We start from the raw sequence: 23,074 nt of genomic DNA, 5'->3' as shown, positions 1-23,074 counted from the left end.
CCCCCCCCCCCCCCACCCCCCAAACCCCACACAACTTGCTCCGCCCCCCACCCCCCCCCGCACTCGGGCCCCGGCCCCCCCCCGCGCCCCCCCCCCACCCCCCCCCCCCGCCCCTCGGGGGCGGTGGGGCGGGGAATACAGGGGAATCGCTGGGGCCGTGAGGCGGGGAATGCAGAGAACCCCTGGGGCCGTGAGGCGGGGATCTAGCTCTCGCTGGAGGCGCGAGTGCCTAGGTAGTGGAGGAGGGATGGGTCGGTGGAGGTGAGGCGGTCGACCTCGGTGCCGCCTGCGCAGTCGTATAGGCCGACCACCGCCTGACCGGGGCGGCGGCTCAGGACCCGCCAGGTGCCGCCGGAGTCGGTCCAGCGCTGCAGGACCGCCACGGCGTCCTCGGTCATGGTCGACTCCCTTCGATGTGGTACCGCCATTGTGGCGCCCGGGCGGAGACGGGGCGCGGAGGTGCCCATGACCGATCCGGGGGCGGATCGGCACAATCGATGACGTGACCGGATTCACGCTGTCGCCCGCTCGACGCGACGAACTCGCCGAACTGCTCGACGACGCACCGCGGTTCGAGGCCGAATATCCCGGTGTCGCCGAATATCTCGCGCTGTCGCCCCGGCTGTCGGGCACCGGTGACGAGGACGCGGACGCCGCCTTCGACCTTCGCATGCTGCACTATCTGACCGGCGGCGACAGCGACAACCCGTACTGGGACATCGTCGCGCCGAGCGTGCACACCGGCCCGCCGCAGCGTGGCGGCCGCCGAGAAGTCAACGGCGGCAGCGACTCCGGCAGCACGCGCTTGCGCTACGCGCAGACCGTCCTGCAAGCCGTCTACACCTACGCCATCCCGTCCCCGCACACGCTGGAATGGGTGGCGCGGACGTGCGACGGACGCCGGGTGCTCGATATCGGTGCGGGACGCGGGTATTGGGCACATCAGCTGGACCGGATCGGCGTGCCGGTGCTGGCCTACGACTCCGAACCACCGCAGCGGCAACGCAATATGTGCTTCCCCGCGACGCCGGGCCAGCCGGTCACCTGGCATCCCGTCGGCGATCTCGACGACCTCGCCGCCGCGCCCTGGTCCGGCAGCGTCCTGCTGCTGTGCTGGCCGCCCGGCTGGGGCGACGCGATGGCCTCGCAGCTGCTCACCGAGTTCCGCGGGGCCGGTGGCGAGCAGTTGATCTACATCGGCGAGCCGCCGGGCGGGAAGACCGGCGACGACGCCTTTTTCGACCTGCTCGGCACCGGCTGGCGGATCGCCGACACCGACGCGAACTTCGTCCCGTGGTGGAACCTGAACGACAGCGCACAGCACTGGGTGCCGCGCTGACGGTCAGCGCAGCGCGGGAATCACCTCGCGCTCGAACAATTCGATGCCCGAGGTGTCGTAGGCCGCCTCCGGGAAATTGAAGATGGCGTAGCCGAGCCCGAGATCGCGGACCTTGCTCAGGTTTTCGACGATCTGCTCCGGCGTGCCCACGGCCGCCGTGCCGCGGAACAGGTCGCGCACCTGAGTCTCGGCCTGCGCGGCGCCGGTGAACGGGGCCAGGCGCGCGGTCAGCGCCGCCAGCCGGTCCTCGACCTCGGACTCGGTGCGGCCGATCGCCACGTTGAAGTTCGAGGAACGCACGATCGCGTCGAAATCGGTACCGACGTCGGCGCAGTGTGCGCGCAGGACCTCCGACTTGTGCGCGAAACCCTCCGGGTCGCCGCTGAAATTGGTGTAGTCCGCGTACTTCGCCGCGATGCGCAGCGTCTTCTTCTCGCCACCCCCGGCGATCCACAGCGGAATTCCGCCCTCCTGCAACGGAAGTGGGCGCACGAGCGCGCCGTCGACCTGATAGTGCTTGCCGTCGAGGGTGGCCGAGCCGGTGGTCCACGCCTGCCGGAAGATCTGCACGCCCTCGTCCAGGCGGCCCAGTCGCTCACCGGCCGAGGGGAATCCGTACCCGTAGGCCCGCCATTCGTGCTCGTACCAGCCGCCGCCGATGCCCATCTCGACGCGGCCGCCGGAGATCAGGTCCACCGTCGCGGCGACCTTGGCCAGATAGGCCGGGTTGCGGTAGCTCATCGCGGTACACATCTGCCCCAGCCGAACCCGCCCGGTGACCGCCGCGAACGCCGACATCAGCGTCCACGCCTCGTGGGTGGCCTCCTCGGTCGGCACCGGCACGGTGTGGAAGTGGTCGTAGACCCACAGCGACTCCCACGCGTCGCCCGCGTCGATGCGCCGCGCCAGCTCCCGCATCACCCCCCACTGCGCCGCGGGATCGATGCCGACCAGGTCCAGCCGCCAGCCCTGCGGGATGAAGATGCCGAAGCGCACGTGAGATCTCCTTCGCGTGTGTGACCGGCCGCGACGGATTCGCCACGACACCGTCGTCCACTGTCGCGACTCGACGGCGCGGCGGCAACCGTTACGCGCTCGGCGCGTCCATTCGGCGGCGAGCGGCGCTCGCGACACCGGCAAATCGCCCGCATCCGCAGCCGTCGGTGGCCTCATCACCCACGGAAACCCCGATTTTCCTCGCGGTGTGTCGTGCCACCACCCGGGCCTCGGTGATGTTCAATCGGTGCCGTTGAGGTTCCAGCGAACGAGCGAAAGGTAGTAGACATGGCACTCCCCACCATGACCGCCGAGCAACGCAACGCCGCGCTGGCCAAAGCGGCCGCGGTCCGCAAGGCCCGCTCCGAGCTGATCGAAGAGGTCCGCAAGGGCAAGGTCTCGCTGGCCAAGGTGCTCGAGCGGGCGGACAAGGAAGATCTGGTCAAGAAGACGAAGGTCGCCGCCGTCATCAAGGCGCTGCCCGGCATCGGCCCCGTCAAGGCCGCCAAGCTGATGGACGAGGCGGAGATTCCCGCCGATCGCCGTATCGGCGGCCTGGGTTCGCGCCAGCGGGCGGCACTGCTCGAGGCGATCAAGAACTAGGCCCCGCGGCGGCGCTCAGCATCCGGACCTGCGACGGGACCTGCACCAACCGATGTAATTTGGACCTCGCGGGCGGATCCGATAACCTTGCTGAGCACCACCGGTCCGGGTGGCGGAATGGCAGACGCGCTAGCTTGAGGTGCTAGTGCCCGATTAAGGGCGTGGGGGTTCAAGTCCCCCTCCGGACACAACCACTGGGCCCACGGGCGGTTGCGGGGCAGCTTCGGCGACCACCGTCCGTGTGTTGTGGTTATAGGTTAGTTTCAGGCCCAGTTGTCGGTATATCTCACGTTTGTCGTTGGGGTCTGCGGTCCTCAGGATGGCGAGCAGACCGCCGATGTTGTCGACCAGTTGTCTGATTTCCTCGGGATTCATCTTGTGCGTAGTGGCCACCTGCGCGTTGATCGCGGTGATTCGGTTTGCCACGACGTCTCGCTCTCGTTGCACTTCGCGTGTCCATTCGGCGACGAGCTTCGGGTCGGCTCCGGCTTCCAGCGCGGCGCGATGGCGGGCGAGTTTCTGATCGCATTCGGCCAGAGCGTGTTGCGCCGCGTACAGGTGTGGAGTGTCGTCGCGTTGGGATTTGTCGAGCAGTTCGAGGGTGTGCTGGATTCGGTTGGGGCAGAATGCTTCGGCGAGCCAGGCGTCCACGGAACCGATGATGGCGTCTTCGCGCAGGTACACCGAGGGCGGATGGTCGATGTTGTTGGTGAGCGCGTATTCGGAGGGGTAGCGGCAACGGTAGTGCGCCGCGTCGTGATTCCAACTGCCTTGCATCCGTCGCCCGCAGCTCTCGTGGAACAGCAGCCCGCGGAAGCCGTAGCCGTGGTGGCGGCGCACGGTGATCTCGCGACCGTTGGAGCGTGGTCCGCGGGAGGCTAGTCGGAGCCGGACCGCTTCGAGGGTGTCTTTGGTGATCAGTGCCTCGTGCACGGGCCGGTCGGAAAAGACCCAATCACCCTTGGGATTCCAGGTGAGTTTGGTCTCGTGGCCGAGGGCGACGTCGTCGACGTCGATCAGCGATTCGTGCTTGTGCTGCTTGTTCCACACCTCGTAGCCGGTGTAGCGGGGGTTGGTGAGGATGGTACGAACCGCACTCTTGGACCAGGCAGCACCGCAGCGGTGGCGATTGCGTCGCCGGTCGTGCGCCGATGGGCAGGGGATGTCGTCGGCGGTGAGTCGTTGGGCGATGGCGAAGATGCCAATGCCGGACAGGTATTCGGTGAAGATACGGCGCACAACCGGGGCGGTGAGGGGGTCAGCTTCGAGTTTGTGTAGCCGTTTGCCGTCGGCGGCCTTGCCGGGGTTGGGGTGCGGTCCGGCGTCGAGGAGCCGGTAGCCGTAGGGTGGTCGGCCGCCCAGGTAGCGGCCTTCGACCTGCGCCTGGGCTGCCATCGCCGCGCGCACGCGGATCTTGATGCGGTTGCGTTCACCTTTCGACATGCCACCGAACACCGACATGATCAGGTCATGGGCCTCGGATTCCGGGTCGATCGGGCCACCGACTTCGGGCACCCACAACTGCACCCCGTAGTGCACAAACACTGGGAAGGTGAGGCCGAACTGGTTGCCGTAGAAGGCACGTTGGGGCTCGCCGATGACCACGGCGTCGAACCCGCGATTGCTTTGTTTCAACAGCTCCAGCAGCCGCGCCCCCTGCGGGCGGCGTTTCCACGGGATCGATCGAGACTGCCCGATGTCGAAGAACTCTGCGACGATCTCACCGTGCCGCTCGATCAACGCGCGCGCTCGCGCGAGTTGCCAATGGCGCGACGCTTCCGGGTCTTGCTGGTCCTCGGTGGATACCCGTCCCGCGAACGCGAAACTGATGCTCACGCGGCTCTCCTTGTTGTTGACTTGTCGTCTTCCGGTATTTCGGACGCGGCCCGGCGAATCAGCCGCAACAGGCCCGCTGCGGCTGCGGGGGTGAGTGTGGGTGGTTCTGCCGGAACGACGACGATGATTCGTTCCGGCGAATCCGCACTCTCTCGCCGTTGGGTCATCGCACGTCCGGTCGTACGCAGTCGCGAATCCTGCGCCGGGCGCGTCCGGACCTGTTATCGATGCTCCACGGACTTGCTGTTGTCAACCACCCGTCTCTGACACCGCCGCTGATCTTGATACTCTTTTTGCTCCTAGGACGTACCATAAGAGGAGTGCTCCTTCACCTCCGCCGGTGATTCACCGGCAATTATTCATCAGACCAGGAAATATCGAACCGAAAACGAGTAATCAACGGCCATCCTTCAGCAATTGATAACCATTCGGCCCATATTCATGCGCCGAATGGTCGACAGGTTGGTCCAGTATATATTTCATATGGCGTATTAGCGTGAAGTTTGCGGCCATTTCGCGCAGGGTGATTGGTTTCCGCATCGGTTTTCCATTGATTTATTAGTGTCGCCAAGATATCCCGTTCGTGTCGGGAGGTGTCGGTTGCTGTCGATTGTGGTGGTCGGTCATGGGGTCGCCTCCGATGTCTCGCTGGTGGGGTGCTTCACCGGAGGACTCCTGAAATTCGACCGGAAATGGACATCGCGGATGCGCAAGCGGAGATAATGCCGTTCGACCGGGCGAAAGAGTTCTGGCGATACCGGGGTACCGATCGAGATCGCCAGCCTGGACCGCGAGGCGCACCGACTGTGCCCCAACAGCGACCGGCGGCTCAGCTCCGAAGTCGGTGGCAAGAGAGTGGCGGCATGGACAACGCAGCGCCTCGAGGCTGCTCGGCCCTCACGCCGCCCCGGTGCGCAGCTCCAGGGCAGCCGCGATCAGCGCGCGGGCTGTGTCTCCGTGGACGGCATGCGCGGCCAGGAGGGCGAAGGATTTCTCGTCAGGCCGATCTCGGACGGCTGGGTGATGGTCAGCTCGGCGGCGACGGTTTCGACCAGGACCACCTTGCGGTCGTGGCTGGTGAGGCGAGCCCCCTACGGCCGCGCCCATCCGACCGGGGTGTGCAGTAGACCAACCTTCACGGATACCTTCGCTGGATGGGATGGCGGGTTGGGTTCGGATCGGCGGGCAGGAGATTCTACTGCCACGTTTCACGTGTTGAGTGATGTCCGGATTTCGTCAGCGAGAGCGGAGTTCCCGGCGGCGATGAACTTCCGGCGTGTGCTCATTGCACGGTTGATGTTCGTCAGGGAGCCCAGGTTGTAGTCCAGTGGCAGTGGTGTCCCGTCGAGTTGGATGACGGTTCCGCCCGCGGCGTGGAGTATGTAGTGGCCAGGGAGGAGGTCCCAGATCGCGAACCCTTTGGCGAATTCGATCATGGCGTCGGAGAATCCGGCGGCTACGTGGCACAGTCCGACGGACCCGAAGTCGACACCGATGCGGCCCTTCGCTTTGCCGTCGCCGGGTGCGGCGCTCAGTGCGGTCAGGAATCGCTGTTGCCGGGCCAGCGGCTGGAACCGCTGTTCGGGACGCATCAGATAGTTGGTGACCAGCGCGTCGGGCAGTGCGGCCTGTGACGGCCGGGCGAGGGCATGTTCGATGCCGTCGGCGGTGATCATGAACGCTCGATCGGTTCCGGTGTCGTCGCGGGCGGCGAGGTAGAGCTGGACGTGGTGGAAGATGTCGCCGACGACAGCGACGATCGGCCGCGCCAAAGAGCGCGAGTAGATCAGGATGTGGGTGTATCCGTACAGGCCCCGCACAGCCAGTTCGCTCGTGTCGAGAGGGTCGACCAGCACGCACAGGTCGGGGGCGGGTTCGTCGCCGATGACCTCGGGGTCGGCTTCTTCAGAGGCGTAGACGAAGGCTGGAATGTGTTCGGCCAGTAGGTCTTTGTAGCGTTGGTGCATCCACAGGTCGTAGTCGGACAGGAAGTTGTCGGTGTGGCGCAGGTTCTCGTTTTCGGCGCGGTTGCCAGTGAGGGCGCCGGCGATCAGTCGTGGCCGGATTTCGAGCATCATCCGGCGGACGAGGCTGGCGAGGTTCTGCGCGAGGTCGGGGATGGCGTTCGGTTCGGTCGTGGGTTGAGCGTCTTCCTGTTGGGTCATCGCAGCTCCAGTGGGGGTTCGATTCCGGGCGGGCTCATTGTGGCAGCGATGAAGACGGCTTCGAGGTCGGCGGCGTGCATGATTTTCGCTCCGGTCAGGTCATCAAAGCTGGCCACTCGCAGATCGCGACTCTTGGTCATGGCTCCGAACACGGCGAAGTACAGGTCCGCGGCTGGGTAGTGTTCGCGCACTCGGCGGGTGAGGTATCCGATGACATCGGCGTGCTTGACCTCGAAATCGCAGATGAAGATGGTGGTGGCTGCGTCTGCGGCAGGGAAGAACGAGGCGTCGTCGAGGTCGATGCCGTCGCGGACCTTGTTGCAACGCAGGTAGCCGATCTTGCAGCGGGAAAAGCGGGACGACGCCAGGAAGCTGGCCATCACGAGACCGGCCTCGTTGACACCGAAGCACACATCGACATCGAGTCGTCGTCCGACATTCTTGATCTGCGCGGACAGCCGTTCCACGCCGTACCCGAACGTCGCCCAGGTGAGGTCCAATAGCTGTCCCGGCCGAGGGTTCGGCAGCGTGAACACACTGATGTCGGGGTTGCCGTATTCGACGGTCGGCGCAGTCAACGTGAATTGCTCACCGACCTGGCTGGTCGGCCCACCGGCACCGGAGTCCCCGGTCTGCACCCACGCGGTCGCGGATTGCGCTGGGGTGCGCGGTGGTTGTGGCTGCGCGTCATGGGTGAACTGTTTGAGCGACAGCTGGTCTTCGATCGGCAGGCGTTCGTAGGCTTCGGCGACCAGTTCGGTCGGCGAGATCTGTTCGTCGGCAATGCCGAGCGGTCCGCGCCCGTAGGCGGTGCACAGGATCAGCACGCTCGACATCGACGGGGGTGAGCCTCGTCCGCGTCCGCGGGCCCAGGATTCCCAGGCGTTGATGGAGGTGCCACCGAGGCTCGTCTGGTGGTCGGTGGCCTCGTTGTAGCGCTCGGCAGCTTGATCCTGGGACAGACCGGCGGCGTACCGATGCGCCTGCAGGCTCGGCACATCCGGGTATCGGGCCATCAGCTCGGTCGCCGCGCGTGTTACCGACCCCATCTCGGTCCATAGCTTCTTGCCGACGGCGGCCATTTCCCGGCCGCGTGCCTGCGGGCTCAACGATTGGCTCGTCCGAGAATTCGCGTTCGACGGTCTCGATGAGACACCCACGGCAGACAGCCCTCCCCACACCCGGAACGGTCACGGCGCACTCAGGTTACCCATCGAGATGGGCAATCTCAGAGTTCCGGGGAAACCCGCAGGTCACGCCAACCCATGGACCGGGTGATCGTCGAACTGTCGCGCAGGTGTGAGGGGAACAGTGCTGGTGCGACGGTTATTGGAAGCCCGACGAACCACTACGGGAGGTAGCCGCATGACCGATGCCACGCAGAACACGATGCGCCGGTGTCGGCTGCCAACACAGCACCGCGACGACGGAACGCCTTCTGTCGCAGCGGTAGTCCGGATAGGCGAAGGGTGCCGATCACGGGTGCCTGAGCGATCCGGGCTGGGGGTTCGACAGGTGGCGACGGACCGTTCAGCGGGGGTGCTGGCATGACATATCCGTACATGCCCAGGCAGGACATGCCGGTGCAGCCTGGTCGGCCATCTGCGATCGGGTACGTGGACAGTGCCTTGCCTGCGAGAGTGGCCAACGAGGAATCCGTCCTCCGACGTGCGGACCATATGGGTTATCGCCTGCTGCGTGTAGTCGTCCGCAATTCAGCGAGAGTCGACGATCCTGTTGCGCGACTGGTTAATACAGCTCGCGGATACGACGTCGCCGCCGTGATCACGCCGAATCTCGATCACATCGGTGGTGACCCAGCGCCGATCTGCCAGGTGTGCGACGTCGTCACAGTAGAGCCGGACCAGACCTACGCACAGGCTCACGTATCGGCGAGCGCGGCACAATGAGCACCCTGGGGAGCCGAGAAAGTGGCTCGACCGCGCAACAGCGGCACTACGCACTTATGGCCGCGTATGAACGACGGTGCGACACCGACAAGGCGGATGCGCTGCGGGCTGGTGGTCCGCCGGAACCGGAACGGCCGGACAGGATTGCGGGCGTGCTGGCCTACTACGTCCACCGCGCTGATCACGGTGATGAGCGGGCGGCCCGCTTCGTGCGGCGGTTGCCTCCGCTGAGTGATCCTCGACAAACCAGCCTGGAGGGATAGTGCCACTCACCTGCGTGTTCCGTGAAACACCCGAGGAGGTCGCGTCGGCAGCGGCCGAACTGATTGCGACCCACGCACGCTCGGCGATCACCGAGACCGGCGAGTGCCTGATCGCGGTCGCCGGTGGATCGACACCTGCGCTGACCTACCGTCGACTGACCAGTTGCGATATCGACTGGGCCAGAGTGAATTTCGTGCAAACCGACGAACGGCTGATCTCGCAGGCCGCCGACCGATCGGCAGCGCTGATCGAGGCCACGCTCGGCCGCATCTTTGCCGGGCATCCAGCAGGCTGGCACCCAGTTCCCACCGCGGGTGACGGCGAGGTCGTCGCTGCGGAGTATGCCGACCAGCTCGCCGCGTTGCGCGCCGACGGAGTACCCGATATCGCGGTGCTGGGTCTCGGGACCGATGGGCATACGGCGTCGATCTTCGGTCACAACGTGAACACCGGCCAGGCCGAGTATGTCGTGTCGACTGTGTATCACGGCGAGCCACGGATCAGCCTCGGCGTCGACTATCTCCGGGCGATCCCGACACGTGTTCTGCTGGCGACCGGCGCCAGCAAGAAGGCAGCGCTGTCCTCGGTTCTGAGCCCTGATGCTCATGTCGTGCCGGTGCCGGCTGCTGTCGTGCTCGGCGACGACGGCTTCGTGTTCGCCGATGCTGCCGCATGGCCGGGAAGGGATTGAGATGCCGGATGTTGGAATCGGCGACCGGCCGGTGATTGTCTTCGATCTCGGTGGCACCTGGTGGCGGTCGGCGGTCTGGTCTCCCGACGGTGCACTTGACGTTCCGGACCGGCATCCCGCGGTCACGAAGGCGCGCACAGGCAGCAACGCCGCGACGCTTCGCGACTTGATGGTGAAGTTTCTGCTGGACCGGACACGCCAGTTGCTGGACCGCGAGCCCGGCGTGCAGGAGGTAGGCATTTCCATCGGGGCCGCGACGAATGGTCATACCGGGCAGGTGCTGGCCAGTGCACCGCTCTGGGGTGACAGCACCGATCGTTACGATCTGGCCGCCGCTCTGGCAGCGGCCGAGCCCAGTGTGCGGTGGTGGGTCGTCAACGATGTGACGAGCCTGGCGCTGGCGATCACCGCTAGCAGCCGAGTCGGCGACAGTGGTCTGCGAAGGATTGCGGCGGTGACGGTGAGCAGTGGAATCGCCGCCCGCACAATCGATGTGGCCTCCGGCGAGGTCCTGTTGGACCGCGTGCACGGAGTCCAGGGCGAGATCGGGCATCTACCGGCCGTGGCGGCCGCGCCCATGGGGATCGAGCAGCCGGTGTGTGACTGCGGCGCGGTCGGGCACGTGTCGTCGATCGCTGCGGGGAAGGCGATCGAGAGGCTGCTCTCGCAGTGGGCGAACATTCTTGGTCTCGGTGAGGAGGCCGAGGAGGGGACGGTCTCGTATCTCGGTCAGCTGTGCGCGGCGTTGGACGCGAACATCCCTACGGCGACAACGTTTCTCGACTACGTGACGGCTCCACTCGCGCGGGCGTTGCTGTATGCGATGGCCATCGATCCCCGTATCGACCACATGTACCTGTCCGGCGGGGTCGTCGACACCTTGGGCGACCACTACATGACGAGCCTGTACCGGACCTTGGAGGCCGACGGGCTCTATCTCGTATCCACCTATCAGCCCAGCGTTTTCCGAGACCGGATCTCGCGGTGGGAGTCCGATGGGCTCGATCCATTGCGCGGCGCAGGGTTGTTCGCTCGCCAACAAACGCTACCGGCCGGACGCCGGTACGGGGGATAGGAGTCGATGACGTGGACCGCATTTGGGGTGTCGGTGCGACACAGACGATTTCGTACAAGATCCGGCGGACTCGGCAGTGTTTGGATCCGGACAACAGCGATCTGGCCGACGCGGTCGGGGTGGGGAATCGGCGCACCCTGGTTTTCATCGACTCGACCGTCATGAGCCTGTTCGGCGACCGGATCGTCGGCTATTTCGCCGACTACACCGCGAACTGCACCGTGGTACCGATCGATACGACCGAGCGGAGCAAGAACTCCGACACCGTGAGCCGGATCATCCGCGAGTACGACAAGTTCGGGCTCAGCCGGCGCCGCGACGCCGTCGTCGCGGTCGGCGGCGGTGTGCTGACCGACGTTGTGGGCTTCGCGTCGAGCATCTACCGCCGGGGCGTGCCCTACATCCGGGTCCCGACCACCCTGCTGGGCATGGTCGACGCCGCCGTCGGCGTCAAAACGGGGATCAACTTCAACGGCCGCAAGAACCGGCTCGGCACCTACTTCGCCTCGTCGGAAACCGTCGTCGATCCGTGCTTCCTCACGACGCTGCCGGACCGGCAGATCTCCAACGGCATGGCCGAAGTGCTGAAGATAGCGCTGGTCAAAGACAGCGGACTGTTCGACCGGGTCGAACGAGAATGGACCACCGCGCGCCACTTCGGATCAGACACGACCGTGAGCGGCCCGGTCATCGATGCCGCGATCACCGCGATCCTCGAAGAGCTGGAGCCGAACCTGTGGGAGGACAACCTCGCACGGCTGCCCGACTTCGGGCACACCTTCAGCCCCGCGTTCGAGCTAGCTGCGAAACCGAAGCTGTATCACGGAGAGGCCGTTGCGATCGACATCGCCCTGTCGTGCCTGATCTCGCTCCATCGAGAACTCATCGATGACGACTGTGCAACGAGGATCGTCGCCCTGCTGTCTCGTGTCGGCCTGCCCCTGAGCCACACGTGCCTCACCGACGAGATCCTGCAGGCCGGACTGGCCGATTCGATCCGCCACCGCGACGGCAGCCAGAACATTCCCCTACTCACCAAGATTGGCACAGCCATCTTCGCCCAGGACATTTCCCCCACGGAACTGACAACCGCGGCCAACGCATTGCGCCCGCTCCACCGCGAACTGTGCGAGGCCTGAATGGCGACAACACTCACCATCGACAACCGTGCGCTCGTGCGCATCGGCAGCGGTCTCCAACTCCAGCGCACCGCCAGCCCATTCCAATCTGGAACGGGGCCGGTGCGGCGGGTTCTGCGAGTCGGTGTCTGTGGGACCGACCTGCAGATCCAGCGTGGCGTTCGTTCCGATCGTGCCGCGATCCTCGGCCACGAAGGTATCGCGGTACGGCTCAACAGCGGATCCGGCGCCCGCGAGCGCTGCGAGATCTTCAACCCTGTCGATCCGGACGACCAAGACGTGATCCTCGGCCACAGCCACGACGGGCTCCTGCAGGACTACTTGCTCCACGAGATACCGTCGCACCGTGTCGTCCCCGCCCACGGTGCGCTTCCTCTGGATCTGGGCCCGTTGGTCGAGCCGACTGCGACCGCTCTGTACGCCTGGGAGCTGATGCGTCCGCGGCTGCACTCGGGTGCATCAGTGGCGATCTTCGGGGGCGGGTCCGCCGGGCTGCTGTTGGCAATGCTGGGCGAAGACCTCGGCTACCGCATCCAGGTGGTGCACCCGCGCCGAGAACGGCGGCGATTCCTCCAGCAGCTCGACGTGCTGCATGCCGACGCCATCACGGACTCCGTGCGAACCGGCAGCGTGACCGGAGCCGTCGTGTGCGTGCCGCGCGAAGCCGCGTTCGAGGCTGTCGGCCGGGCCATCGACAGCCTCGCGGCCGACGGTGTCCTCGACTTGTTCGGCGGCATCCCCGCCGACCTGCGCCACCCTGGGCTCCCGGCCGCTGACCTGTCCGCGGTGCGGCGCACCAACGTCTGCGGGCACGGCGTCGCCCCTACCAACGTGGACACGAACCGTGGCCAGCGGCTGTGGCTCACCGGCCACCGCGGAACCTCGGCAATTCAGCTCGGCCACGCCCAGCAGCACCTGCTCGCAGCCCCCGCCCGTTACGCCAGGGTGATCACGCAAGTGGTCTCCTTGGACGAGGCAGCCCAGCGCATCCCGGCGATGGCACAGCGCGACCGGTCGCTGGGCGAGTACGCCAAGGTCGTCGTCGATGCGACCATGGCGCAGCGGACGCGCTCGGTCGACCTCCACACCACCGTGGCCGACCAACTCGGAGGCGCCTGATGAAGCCACGTGGTGCGGCGACCTATCAGCGCATCGAACACCACGATCAAGCCGCATTCATGACTAGCGTGACGCTTGCGGAGACAGAGCTTGGAAATGGTTGCAGCACAGTCCTTCTCGCTCCTCACATGGTCGGGATCTGTCGATCCGACCTCCGCGAGATCAGCGGCACACGGTACGAGCGCCGCGACTTCGGTCACGAAATCGCGGGTACCGTCTTCGCTGCCCCGCCCGCACTGGCGGACCTCCACGGCCGGACGGTCCTGTTCGATCCCCACCCGGCACTGACGGGACGGACCTCCGGGTTCGCCGAAATCGTCGAACTCACCGGTGAGCCGCAGCAGCTCCACGCCGCGCTGGTCCCGGTCCCGGCGGGACTCCCGGACCGGATCGCGGTATTCGGCGAACCCCTGGCGTGCGCGGTGCACTGCGTGACCCGCATGCACGAGGTCACCGCCGAACTCGCGATCGACCCTCACTCGCCGATCGCGGTCGTCGGCGCCGGGATGGCCGGCACATTGATCAGCGCTGTTCTCACCGCGCAACGCCACCGCTGCGTGCTGGTGAACCGGAAGAGCGAACGCATCGAGTTTCTCCGCGACCGCCGCGCGCTACCGCCCGAGATGCTGCGGCCGGTTCCACGCCACACCCAGTTCAACCGGGTTGTGCTGGCGACCGCCGCCGCGACACCGGATTATCTCGTCACCTGTCGGCGGATGCTCGCCGACGCCGGAGCGCTGCTGATCTTCGCTGGAACTCAACCAGGCTCCTGCTATCTGCACGGCATCGACATCGACCCGGTGCGGCGCAACCAGCTCGCCCGGACGGTCCACGGAAACGGCAGGTACTACACGGTGGCAGGCACCTACGGCGCGACCCGAGCCGATTTCCTCGCCGCCTTGTCGCTGCTGAGCCAGCCTTCCGGCACCGACGGGTGGTCCCTGGCCACCTGTGCGCAGCGCCTGACCACGCGCATTGTCGGTCTCGCTGAGGCCGCCGACTGCCTGACGGCCAGCGCGGTGGGCGGGGTGCTCGGCAAGACGATCGTGCAGATTCACCCAGCGATCCACCGGGAGTCGTAATGCACATTCCCCGCTACAACTACCGCGCCCAGTTCGACGACCTGCCCGCCACCTCCGAACGGATTCAGCGCGCGCTGGCCACCGGCGACTACGTCCTCGGCGAGACCGTCGCCGAGTTCGAGCGCCGCTTTGCCGAGTACCTCGGAATCGAGCATGCGATCGGGGTCAACACCGGCACCGACGCGCTCATCCTGGCACTCACCGCGCTCGGCATCGGGCCCGGCGATGAGGTCGTCACGGTCGCAAACACCTTCCACGCCACCGTCCTTGCGATCACCGCGGTGGGCGCCACCCCCGTGCTCGTCGACTGCGAGCGCGACACCTACCTCATGGACCTCGACGCCCTCACCGCGGCCTGCGGGCCGCGGACTCGCGCGATCATTGCCGTCCATCTATTCGGCCGGAGTCTCGACATGGACCGCCTCACCACGATCGCCGACAGCCACCAGGCCGTCGTGGTGGAGGACTGCGCACAAGCCGTCGGGGCCACCTGGCGCGGCCAGCGGGTCGGCACCTTCGGTGCTGTAGCCGCATACAGCTTCCACCCCAGCAAGAACCTCGCCGCCGCCGGGGACGCCGGTGCCGTGGCCACCAACGACGCCGAGATCGCGCGCACCGTGCGCATCCTGCGCGGCCTTGGACAGGACGGACAGAACAACCACGTCAGCCTCGGTACGAACTCGAAGCTCGACGCCCTCCAAGCCATCGTCCTCGACACCAAACTCGGCCACCTGGACGCATGGAACCGCGAGCGCCAACGCATCGCCCGCCACTATGCAGAAGCCTTGGCGCACACGGGAATCGCCGTCACCCCGATACCCGAAAAGCCCGGCGACCATGTCTTCCACCTGTTCCAGATCGCCGTACCGCGCCGAGACGCAGTGCTCGAACACCTCCGCTCCGACGGCGTCGACGCCGTCGTCCGCTACCCCGTCCCCATCCACCGCCAACCCGCATTCGCGCGCTACCGGTTCGCCGCGAACTACCCCAATGCCGAACACCAGGCGACCAGCACCCTCTGCCTGCCGATCCGGCCCGACCTCTCACCGACAGACATCGACTTCGTCTGCCAGTCCCTGCACACAGCCATCACAGCCACCGAGGAGATCCCCGCATGACCGTCTCTGTTGCACCCGCACTGCTGGGCGCCGATCCACTGCACCTGCAAGCCGCGATCGACGCCGTGAACGACAGCAATGCGCCGTACCTGCACCTCGACATCATGGACGGTCACTACACCCACGACATCAGCTTCGGCCTGCGCACCATCACCGCGATCCGCGACCACACGCAGCTGCCACTCGATGTCCACCTGCAAACCATCCAGCCCGACCGATACGTCGACGACCTCGTCCGAATCGGCGTCGACCGCGTCTCCCTGCACATCGACGCAGCAACCGACATCGACGCCACCCTTGACACGCTGCAGACCGCCGGTGTCCGCAAAGGACTAGTGCTCAACCCCGACCTCGGGATCGCGCGGCTCGCCCCCTATCTCGGCCGGCTGGACTTCGTCATCCTCATGACCAGCCAGCCCGGCACAAGCACATTCGACCCCACCGTCCCGGACAAGATCCGCAAGCTCCGAACCATCCTCCAGGACAGGTACCTCGACACCGTCGAACTCGTCGCCGACGGCGGCGTTGCCGGCCACACCGCACCCAAGGTAATCGAGGCCGGTGTCGACACCCTCGTCGCCGCAAGCGCAGTCTTCAAATCCCCCGACACCGATATCCAGACCGCAATCGACAACCTCACCAAATCAGGCAACCCTGCCGCTAACGTCGGAAACTCGTAGCGGAGCCCATTCGCATCGAAGCCGGAGCCGATGCAGCTGACCCGTGCAGGACGTGGGGGACGCGGCAATGCCGGGGCGGGCGGGCCTACCGGTTACGCTAGGTCCGCCCGACATCGCCCGAGAACGCACCTGGCTCCATCGCCTGGGCGGTGATGACGAAACACGGGATACCAGAACGACTTTCGCCGAATCGAGAACCAACGCACGGAAGGATTGCACTGTTGCCGGACACGTCCGAGGCCCTCGCAATCGAAACCGTGACCAATGTCGACGAGGAGACCTTGACGGCGCTCGCGGGCTTGCTGCCACAGCTGTCCACCACCGCCGCACCCCTCACCGCAGAACTGCTCGAGGAGGTTGCGACCAGCCCGTCCACACAACTGCTCGTGGCGCGTCTGGACGGCGACATCGTCGGTGCTCTGACCTTGGTCGTCTACGCAATCCCTACCGGGCTACGAGCCCGGATAGAGGACGTGGTCGTCGATCAGGCTGCACGAGGCCGCGGTGTCGGAAAATCCCTCACGACAACGGCATTGGACATCGCCAAACTACGTGGAGCGCGAACTGTCGACCTCACCTCCACCCCGTCCAAAGTCGCGGCAAACCATCTCTACCAGCAGCTCGGATTCAAGCCACGAGAATCGACAACCTACCGAATGCGCCTATGAGCGCCACGGGACTCAAAACATCCCGGACCGCCAAGAACCCGCAACATCCGCGACACCAGCTGCCAAACAGCCGCCCGCAACCAAGCCCGAAGCCGTACTCCGCCAACGTAATCGCAATCAGCCAAATCCCTGTATATGGCGGACCAACCACCCGAAGGGACGCATGATGGACGACTCGCAGCCGTCGCCGGAAGCTCAGATCCGTACATTCGCCCTAACCCTGGCTTCCATAGCCCACAACGGCCTCGTGTTCGCGACCGATGTGTTCGACCGGCAACGATACGAACAAACCAAGTCCATCGCCGTCGACCTCTTGGCGATGGTCAGCGACGGCGCGCCACACGATCTGAACAAGGTCGTCTCCCTCGAAGAGGGATACATGACCCCAAAGGTCGACGTCCGCGGCGGCGTCTTCAACGACGAAGGGCACATCCTTCTGATCCGCGACCGCAGCGACGAACGATGGACACTGCCCGGCGGCTGGTGCGACATCCTGGAACCACCATCGGTGGCGATCGAGCGCGAGGTCCAAGAAGAATCCGGACTCGTCGTTCGCGCCGGCAAGCTCGTCGCGCTACTCGACCGCGACGTACAGGGACACCAGCCCGTGTTCCCGTACCACGTCTACAAACTCTTCTTCCTCTGCGACACCGTCTCGCACGGCGAACCCAGCCCAGTCGAAACCATGGAGATCGGCTGGTTCCCCGTCGATGACCTGCCCGAACTGTCCCACACCAGGGTGCTCGACAGCCAGATCCAGCTGCTTCACGAGCATTGGAACAAGCCCGAACTGCCCACCGTATTCGATTGAGCCGTGCACGAAGTGGCGCTGGATCGAGCAAAGGGTTGAGTGCGGGCCGGGCCGCAACTGCCGATTCTGCCGCCGCCTAGCGAAGGGAGCGAAACCTCAGCATCGTGCGAACCAGCCGAGTCATGGCCAACCACTCTGAGACTTGGCCATGACTTTCGTGGCCCTGCATCAGTGTAGGGTCTCGAAAGTCGTGGCGGACCGCGAGCTCGCTGACCTGGCCGTTTTCTGGTTGTCTCACGTCGTGACGGGCGTTGCCAGTCTCAATTCGATGGCATTTCCTGATGCTTCGTTCGTGGTCACGAGATCCGACTGCGAGACTGCGCCACGCCACTGCCCGACCAACCACCGCCGGGCGATCGCTCGATAAGCGGCTACAGGATATGTAGCGGCGAGCTTGCAGCGTGGATTCCTGAACCATACGGAGAGGTATCGGCTAGAGGCGGTACTGCGGTGCGGACGAGGTCGGCGACGGCTTTGGATCTGCTGTGCGGTGGCCAGGCGATGACGGTCGTGACGTCGGCGCGTCCGGTACCGGCACGATGGCGTGCTTGTCGCGCAGGTGGGTTCGGACGGGCTCGGGCATGACCGCCCAGGTCCGGCCGAGGGCGATCAGCCGTGTCAGCTGGGTATGGTCGCGAACCTGCGGGCCGTCCGGATAGCTCCCATCGTGTCGAGGCCAGCGCGGCAACGGCAGGTCCGTCAGGTCGGAGACCTCGGCCGAAGACATCTGGGTCCGGTCGGCGAGGGGTGCACCGCGGAGCGCCGCACCCGACGCGCTGCCGTCGATCGACCGGGCGTGGTGCTGGCCACGAAGGTCGGAGCGTCCAGCGAACTGTTGTCGAAGCTGCTACGCCGCCGAACCGGGAGCACCACTCCACTGTCACCGACCTCAACGGCTTCCGCACCCCAACAGGGCGCGGCAATCGCGATTCACCTCGCGACCCTCCCCGATGACGGACCGACCGGCGGATTCTTCGACGACGCCGGAACAGTGCACCTGGTGACAGGCTGACTGGCGAACGGGCACATCCTGTTGCGTCGTGTGTGCGCGTGTGTTGATTCGTCATGTGCCGGAAGTCATTAGGCAGCCAGGACATAGTTCGGAAGCTGGTCGAGATCGGTGGGTGCGCGGTCCCTGGTGTGACGCAGGAGGAGAGGGCGCAAATCCCGTGCGCGGCGGCTTTCGACATTCCTCCCTCAGAGGATTTCCAGTAGTCTGTTGACCACACAAGCTCGTCACACGGGGGATGCGCATGGATCCACTGACGATAATCGCCACGGCGTTGGTTGCCGGCGCTGCGGCGGGGGGTCAGGACGCCGCGTCTGCGACGGTCAGAGACGCCTATGCAGCGCTGCGCGACCGCATCCGCCGCCACGCCGACGATAGCGACACAATCGCGGCAGTCGAATTGAACGAGGCGGCCCCCGGCAGCAATACTGTCGATCTGCAGGCGGCACTGGCCGCGGCGGGATTGAACGACGACCGGGAACTGCGGGCGGCCGCCGAGGTGCTCCTTACGCACCTGCGCCCCGATGGCACAGCAACCCGAATAGACCTCCGCCACGCTAAAGGCGTTCAGGTCGGCGAGCGCAACACGCAGACGAATACCTTCGGGTAAGCACGGCGAAATGGACGCCGATCGGGAACGTGGTGGGGCCGCGGGTGCGGGGGCAGCGGGTCCGGACGGTGAGGTCACGATCGATGCCAAGGGTGCCATGGGGGTACAGGTCGGGTCCGACAACACCCAGATCAACTACCACTATCACGGGACCTGGACAGACGGAGTCGCACCGCCGCCGCTGGTAGACGCGCACGGCGAGATCGAATCCCCGTATCGAGGGCTGGGCTCGTTCGGCGAGCGCGACGCGGCGTTCTTCTTCGGCAGGGAACACGCCACGGCCGAGTTACTGGAGCGGATGGCCCGCTGTGCCGACGGTCCTGGCTTGCTGGTGGTCTCCGGGGTGTCGGGCGCGGGGAAGACCTCGTTGCTGCGCGCCGGGGTGATCCCCCGCTTCCGGGGGGCCGGGTTGACGCCAGTTGCCGGGTCGGCATCGTGGCCGTGCCTGGTCCTCACACCGGGCCATGAGCCGCTCGACGAACTCGCCGTGCGCGTCGGGTCGTTGGCGGGTGCCGACGCCGGCTCCGTTCGGTACATGCTGGATGAGGACCCCACGCGGTTCGCGCTGACTGCGGCTCAAGCCGCATTGGCCCTACCGGGCGAGTCGCCGGTTGACGTCGCCGAACAGGACCAGGACCGACCTCGACGGCTGTTGCTGATCGTCGACCAGTTCGAGCAGACATTCACCCAATGTTCGGATGGGGCTCAGCGGCGCGGTTTCGTTGAGGCCCTGCATGCCGCCGCGACCAACCCTAGGTCGCACGGCACCGCACCCGCGCTCGTGGTGCTTGTGGTACGCGCCGACTTCGAGGCTCGCTGCGCGGACTATCCCGAGCTGACCGACGCGGTGCAGAGTCGCTACCTGGTGACCGCCATGACCGAACAACAGCTGCGGCTGGCGATCACCGAGCCACCCAGGAAGAGCGGTTCACGCGTCGATGCAGACCTCGTCGAGACGCTGCTGCGCGAGATACGGACCCGCAGATCGGATCCGGACGGACCGATCGCGGGCACCGGAGTACTGCCGCTGCTGTCGCACGCCTTGGACCAAGCCTGGCGCCACCGCACCGGCGACGTTCTCGTTCTCGCCGACTACGAGCGCACTGGGGGCATCGAACGCGCCGTCGCCGACAGCGCGCAACACACTTACGACCGACTCACGCCCTCGCAACAAGACCTTGCCCGCCAGATCTTTACCCGCCTGACCGCCACCACCAGCGACGGCGCTGACACCGCCGACCGAGCCGAGCGCAGCGAGCTGACCCGCAACAGAACCGAAGCCGACGCACGCGATATCGACGCCGTCCTCGAAGCGTTCGCAGCCGAGCGTCTGCTCACCATCGCCGCGGAAACTGTCGAGATCAGCCACGAAGTGCTGCTCACCGCCTGGCCGCTGCTGCGTGACACCTGGCTCGCTGAAACACATCAAGACCGTGCGGTGCTGACCCGACTCCGCGTCACGGCGGCCGAATGGGCCAGCCACGCCCATGACCAGGCGTATCTCTATTCCGGTAACGTGCTGGACGCCGCCATCAAGACATCCCGCCGCATCGCCGACAACACGACCCGCCACCCGCCATTGAGCGGACGAGAACGCGAATTCCTTCGGGCCAGCACCCGAGCGCAACGTCGTCGCGTGCGCCGCGGGCGGGCCTTTGTCGCGTTCTTGGTGCTTGTCGTGGTGTTGAGCACGGCCACTGTCATCGTGTACCGGGCGAACCAGAATACGACCCGCGAACGCAACGCTGCACTATCCCGCGAAGTGATCATGCAGTTCGAGTCCGCCATTTATGGCGAACGCAGCGGGGAGAAGGCGCACTCTCTGGTGGCACCCGAAGCGAACATCGGGTCGGCGTCGGAGATTCAGGCCGGCATCGATGCGATTCCGGACGGGGCCACTCACGTCATAGCTATCAGCATGCTCGGCGAAGACCACTACGCGGTGGAGATCACCGAGCGCGAACGCGGCGGTCGGACCAAGGTGTTCCGGCAGACTGCGACCACAACGGTCCGCGGCGGACGCGCGCTCATCACCTTCATCACGTTCGGGAGGACAGTCCCGCCGGTCGTAGACGACGCTGCGTTGGTCAAGGACGCGCAGGCGGCTCCGCCAGAGGCCACCGAGCAGCGGACGTTATGCGCGCAGCCGGTGTTCGATGGTGCCAACCTGCGCGAGCCGCCGCCCGCGCAACGAATGCTCAACCTGCCCGCCGCCTGGCAGTTCAGCCGCGGCGCCGGCCAGAAAGTGGCGATCATCGACACTGGGGTGAACCGGCATCCGCGGCTGCCGGGCTTACAACCCGGTGGCGATTATGTCTCGAACTCCGATGGCACCGAGGACTGCGACGGCCACGGCACTCTCGTCGCGGGAATCGTCGCGGCCCAGCCGAGTGCGGACGATGCGTTCTCCGGTGTCGCTCCCGACGCCACGGTATTGAGCATTCGCCAGCTCAGCCTCGCCTACGAGCGCAAGGACAGCAGTGATGAGCCGGAGCCGGGCTCGATCGCAGGCTCAGGCTACGGCAGCGTGCGGACGCTGGCGTCGGCCGTTGTGCATGCAGTTGACCTGGGTGCGACCGTCATCAACATTGCCGTAAACGCCTGCGCCGCAGGCGGAACCGACATCGGAGACGCCGCCCTCGGGGCGTCGGTGAAATACGCCTACGACCACAACGTGGTGGTCGTCGCGGCGGCCAGCAACGTGGAGTCCCGCTTTAGCTCGTCGGCCAGCAACGCGGAGTCCCGCTCGAGCTGCAGGATACAGAACCACAATCCCGACGTCTCCGTGCCGGGATGGTCGACGGTACAGACCGTCGCGAGCCCGGCCTGGTTCGTGCCGTACGTGCTGTCGGTTGCGTCGGTCGACCCGGACGGGAGCCCGTCACACTTCTCACTGAGCGGCCCGTGGGTCGGTGTCGCGGCGCCGGGTGAGGGAATCGTCTCACTGGACAGTGCACCGGGCAGCACAGGACTGGTCAACGGGGTGCAGACAGCGGCCGGGGTCGGCTCGATCCAAAGCACAAGTTTCGCCAGCGCGTACGTAGCGGGGCTCGCGGCGCTCGTCCGGTCCCGCTTCCCGTCGCTCACCGCGCGCGAGGTGATCGACCGGATCACTCGCACGGCACACGCGCCGGGTTCCGGGCGCGACGAGCGGGTCGGCTTCGGGCTAATCGATCCGCTCGCCGCGCTCACCGCCCAGCTACCGAATCGGCCGGACGACCCAGGGGTGAATGCGGTCCAGACGCCAGCGCCATCCGTCGGTTCGCAGAACCCGCTGACCCGGCGGGTCGCGATCATCGGCGCGCTCACCTGTCTCGTCGCGTTGCTGATCGCTATAGCGCGAACCTGGATCCGCAGGAGAAGGCGTTGGCTTCCACCAAGGACGCCATCACGATCTGTCGGCCGCTGGCCGCGGCGAACCCGGCCGCGTTCGAACCCGACCTCACCAAGTCGCTGAGCAACCTCGGATGCGATTCCCCTCATATCGTGGAGGCCGGACCGAAGAGCATAGGCAGGTGGCGGAGAACAGACGCAAGTTCAATTCGGAGTTCCGCGAAAGTACGGTGCGGATCGTGCGGGAGATCGGCGACCGAACTCGCAGGCAGTCCTTGGTGAGCGATCCGTTCCACGGAGGCGTTGTCCTCTTCGTCTGCGCCGAATCGTGACCGCTTCGCCCGGCAAATGTCATAGGTGGACAGGAGTCAGCTTGTCGTGTGATGACCGGCTGAACCTGCAGGCTTTCGTGGACTCGCCGTCCAATGCCCCTTCTTTGCATCGTCTGCCTGCCAATCCAACCACCCGATCATCGGCATTTCCGGATGCTATGCGTCGCGGTCGATCGATCTCGCTGGCGTATCCGGTGGCGCGGCGGTGGTCTTCCGGTTTCGAGACCGCGGAGTCGTCGAGCTGTGTGACTGGCGGGTACAGGCCCGGTATCGCCGCCTTCGGCGGTGGCGACC

22 protein-coding genes and 1 tRNA gene are annotated in these 23,074 nt (G+C 65.9%); 16 read left to right on the top strand and 7 right to left on the bottom strand.

Annotated features, from left to right (window positions below; translation table 11 throughout):
• Positions 1 to 203: 203 nt before the first annotated feature.
• On the bottom strand, positions 204 to 398 hold the full coding sequence (locus tag QH290_RS10935) for a hypothetical protein (protein ID WP_280269472.1): 195 nt from the start codon (positions 396 to 398) through the stop codon (positions 204 to 206).
• Positions 399 to 502: 104 nt separating this feature from the next.
• Between QH290_RS10935 and QH290_RS10930 the strand changes: the two genes are divergently transcribed.
• Positions 503 to 1,339, top strand: coding sequence for a class I SAM-dependent methyltransferase (locus QH290_RS10930; RefSeq protein ID WP_280269473.1), 837 nt, complete (start codon positions 503 to 505; stop codon positions 1,337 to 1,339).
• Positions 1,340 to 1,342: 3 nt separating this feature from the next.
• Here QH290_RS10930 and QH290_RS10925 read toward each other — a convergent pair whose 3' ends face one another.
• On the bottom strand, positions 1,343 to 2,335 hold the full coding sequence (locus tag QH290_RS10925) for an LLM class F420-dependent oxidoreductase (protein WP_280382769.1): 993 nt from the start codon (positions 2,333 to 2,335) through the stop codon (positions 1,343 to 1,345).
• A 288-nt stretch (positions 2,336 to 2,623) separates the two neighbouring features.
• Here QH290_RS10925 and mihF point away from each other — a divergent pair, with 288 nt between their 5' ends.
• The gene (gene mihF, locus QH290_RS10920) at positions 2,624 to 2,938 is read left to right on the top strand and encodes an integration host factor, actinobacterial type (protein WP_280269475.1); all 315 of its coding nucleotides are present in this window, start codon (positions 2,624 to 2,626) and stop codon (positions 2,936 to 2,938) included.
• Positions 2,939 to 3,041: 103 nt separating this feature from the next.
• Positions 3,042 to 3,126: transfer RNA gene (locus tag QH290_RS10915), tRNA-Leu, on the top strand.
• Here the strand turns inward: QH290_RS10915 and QH290_RS10910 are convergent.
• The 4 genes from QH290_RS10910 to QH290_RS10895 all read right to left on the bottom strand — a co-directional run bounded on the left by QH290_RS10910 (position 3,092) and on the right by QH290_RS10895 (position 8,048).
• Positions 3,092 to 4,774, bottom strand: coding sequence for a recombinase family protein (locus QH290_RS10910; RefSeq protein ID WP_280382768.1), 1,683 nt, complete (start codon positions 4,772 to 4,774; stop codon positions 3,092 to 3,094). The genes QH290_RS10915 and QH290_RS10910 overlap by 35 nt on opposite strands.
• Before the next feature lie 935 nt (positions 4,775 to 5,709).
• Positions 5,710 to 5,835, bottom strand: coding sequence for a hypothetical protein (locus QH290_RS10905; protein WP_280382767.1), 126 nt, complete (start codon positions 5,833 to 5,835; stop codon positions 5,710 to 5,712).
• A 147-nt stretch (positions 5,836 to 5,982) separates the two neighbouring features.
• Positions 5,983 to 6,939 (bottom strand): inositol monophosphatase family protein, encoded by a 957-nt coding sequence (locus QH290_RS10900; RefSeq protein ID WP_280382766.1) that lies wholly within the window; start codon positions 6,937 to 6,939, stop codon positions 5,983 to 5,985.
• Positions 6,936 to 8,048 (bottom strand): helix-turn-helix domain-containing protein, encoded by a 1,113-nt coding sequence (locus tag QH290_RS10895; RefSeq protein WP_280382765.1) that lies wholly within the window; start codon positions 8,046 to 8,048, stop codon positions 6,936 to 6,938. The genes QH290_RS10900 and QH290_RS10895 overlap by 4 nt, the downstream gene beginning before the upstream one ends.
• A 531-nt stretch (positions 8,049 to 8,579) precedes the next feature.
• Here QH290_RS10895 and QH290_RS10890 point away from each other — a divergent pair.
• From QH290_RS10890 to QH290_RS10845, 10 genes are all read left to right on the top strand, one after another.
• Entirely contained in the window at positions 8,580 to 8,849 is a 270-nt protein-coding gene (locus QH290_RS10890; protein WP_280382764.1) for a hypothetical protein, read from the top strand.
• A gap of 262 nt (positions 8,850 to 9,111) precedes the next feature.
• A complete protein-coding gene (pgl, locus tag QH290_RS10885) occupies positions 9,112 to 9,804 on the top strand; it encodes a 6-phosphogluconolactonase (protein WP_280382763.1) in 693 nt (230 codons plus the stop codon).
• Positions 9,776 to 10,879 carry an ROK family protein gene (locus QH290_RS10880; RefSeq protein WP_280382762.1) on the top strand — a complete coding sequence of 368 codons (1,104 nt, stop codon included), beginning with the start codon at positions 9,776 to 9,778 and terminating at the stop codon, positions 10,877 to 10,879. Before pgl ends, QH290_RS10880 begins: the two co-directional genes overlap by 29 nt.
• Positions 10,880 to 10,890: 11 nt before the next feature.
• Positions 10,891 to 12,018 carry a sedoheptulose 7-phosphate cyclase gene (locus QH290_RS10875; protein ID WP_280382761.1) on the top strand — a complete coding sequence of 376 codons (1,128 nt, stop codon included), beginning with the start codon at positions 10,891 to 10,893 and terminating at the stop codon, positions 12,016 to 12,018.
• On the top strand, positions 12,019 to 13,137 hold the full coding sequence (locus QH290_RS10870) for a hypothetical protein (RefSeq protein WP_280382760.1): 1,119 nt from the start codon (positions 12,019 to 12,021) through the stop codon (positions 13,135 to 13,137).
• Positions 13,138 to 13,265: 128 nt separating this feature from the next.
• Positions 13,266 to 14,219 (top strand): MDR/zinc-dependent alcohol dehydrogenase-like family protein, encoded by a 954-nt coding sequence (locus QH290_RS10865; RefSeq protein WP_280382759.1) that lies wholly within the window; start codon positions 13,266 to 13,268, stop codon positions 14,217 to 14,219.
• A complete protein-coding gene (locus QH290_RS10860; RefSeq protein ID WP_280382758.1) occupies positions 14,219 to 15,337 on the top strand; it encodes a DegT/DnrJ/EryC1/StrS family aminotransferase in 1,119 nt (372 codons plus the stop codon). The genes QH290_RS10865 and QH290_RS10860 overlap by 1 nt, the downstream gene beginning before the upstream one ends.
• Entirely contained in the window at positions 15,334 to 16,017 is a 684-nt protein-coding gene (locus QH290_RS10855) for a ribulose-phosphate 3-epimerase (RefSeq protein ID WP_280382757.1), read from the top strand. The genes QH290_RS10860 and QH290_RS10855 overlap by 4 nt, the downstream gene beginning before the upstream one ends.
• Positions 16,018 to 16,238: 221 nt before the next feature.
• Positions 16,239 to 16,685: a GNAT family N-acetyltransferase gene (locus QH290_RS10850; RefSeq protein WP_280382756.1), complete on the top strand. Its 447-nt coding sequence runs from the start codon at positions 16,239 to 16,241 to the stop codon at positions 16,683 to 16,685.
• A 163-nt stretch (positions 16,686 to 16,848) separates the two neighbouring features.
• The gene (locus QH290_RS10845) at positions 16,849 to 17,496 is read left to right on the top strand and encodes an NUDIX hydrolase (RefSeq protein WP_280382755.1); all 648 of its coding nucleotides are present in this window, start codon (positions 16,849 to 16,851) and stop codon (positions 17,494 to 17,496) included.
• A 433-nt stretch (positions 17,497 to 17,929) separates the two neighbouring features.
• Here the strand turns inward: QH290_RS10845 and QH290_RS10840 are convergent, their stop codons facing one another.
• Positions 17,930 to 18,223, bottom strand: coding sequence for a hypothetical protein (locus QH290_RS10840; RefSeq protein ID WP_280382754.1), 294 nt, complete (start codon positions 18,221 to 18,223; stop codon positions 17,930 to 17,932).
• 526 nt (positions 18,224 to 18,749) lie between these two features.
• Between QH290_RS10840 and QH290_RS10835 the strand changes: the two genes are divergently transcribed.
• Genes QH290_RS10835 through QH290_RS10825 form a run of 3 tightly spaced genes read left to right on the top strand, consistent with a single transcriptional unit; the run spans position 18,750 to position 22,780 of the window.
• Positions 18,750 to 19,115 (top strand): hypothetical protein, encoded by a 366-nt coding sequence (locus QH290_RS10835; RefSeq protein ID WP_280382753.1) that lies wholly within the window; start codon positions 18,750 to 18,752, stop codon positions 19,113 to 19,115.
• Positions 19,116 to 19,125: 10 nt separating this feature from the next.
• Positions 19,126 to 22,572 carry a type VII secretion-associated serine protease mycosin gene (gene mycP, locus QH290_RS37905; RefSeq protein WP_342213724.1) on the top strand — a complete coding sequence of 1,149 codons (3,447 nt, stop codon included), beginning with the start codon at positions 19,126 to 19,128 and terminating at the stop codon, positions 22,570 to 22,572.
• Between the two features lie 58 nt (positions 22,573 to 22,630).
• Entirely contained in the window at positions 22,631 to 22,780 is a 150-nt protein-coding gene (locus QH290_RS10825; RefSeq protein WP_280382752.1) for a hypothetical protein, read from the top strand.
• Positions 22,781 to 23,074: the final 294 nt, after the last annotated feature.

The organism is Nocardia wallacei (assembly GCF_029869545.1).
In the GTDB taxonomy this organism is placed as follows: domain Bacteria; phylum Actinomycetota; class Actinomycetes; order Mycobacteriales; family Mycobacteriaceae; genus Nocardia; species Nocardia wallacei_A.
The sequence above is the reverse complement of the archived record's forward strand: the minus strand, read 5'-3'. Positions and strand labels throughout refer to the sequence as shown.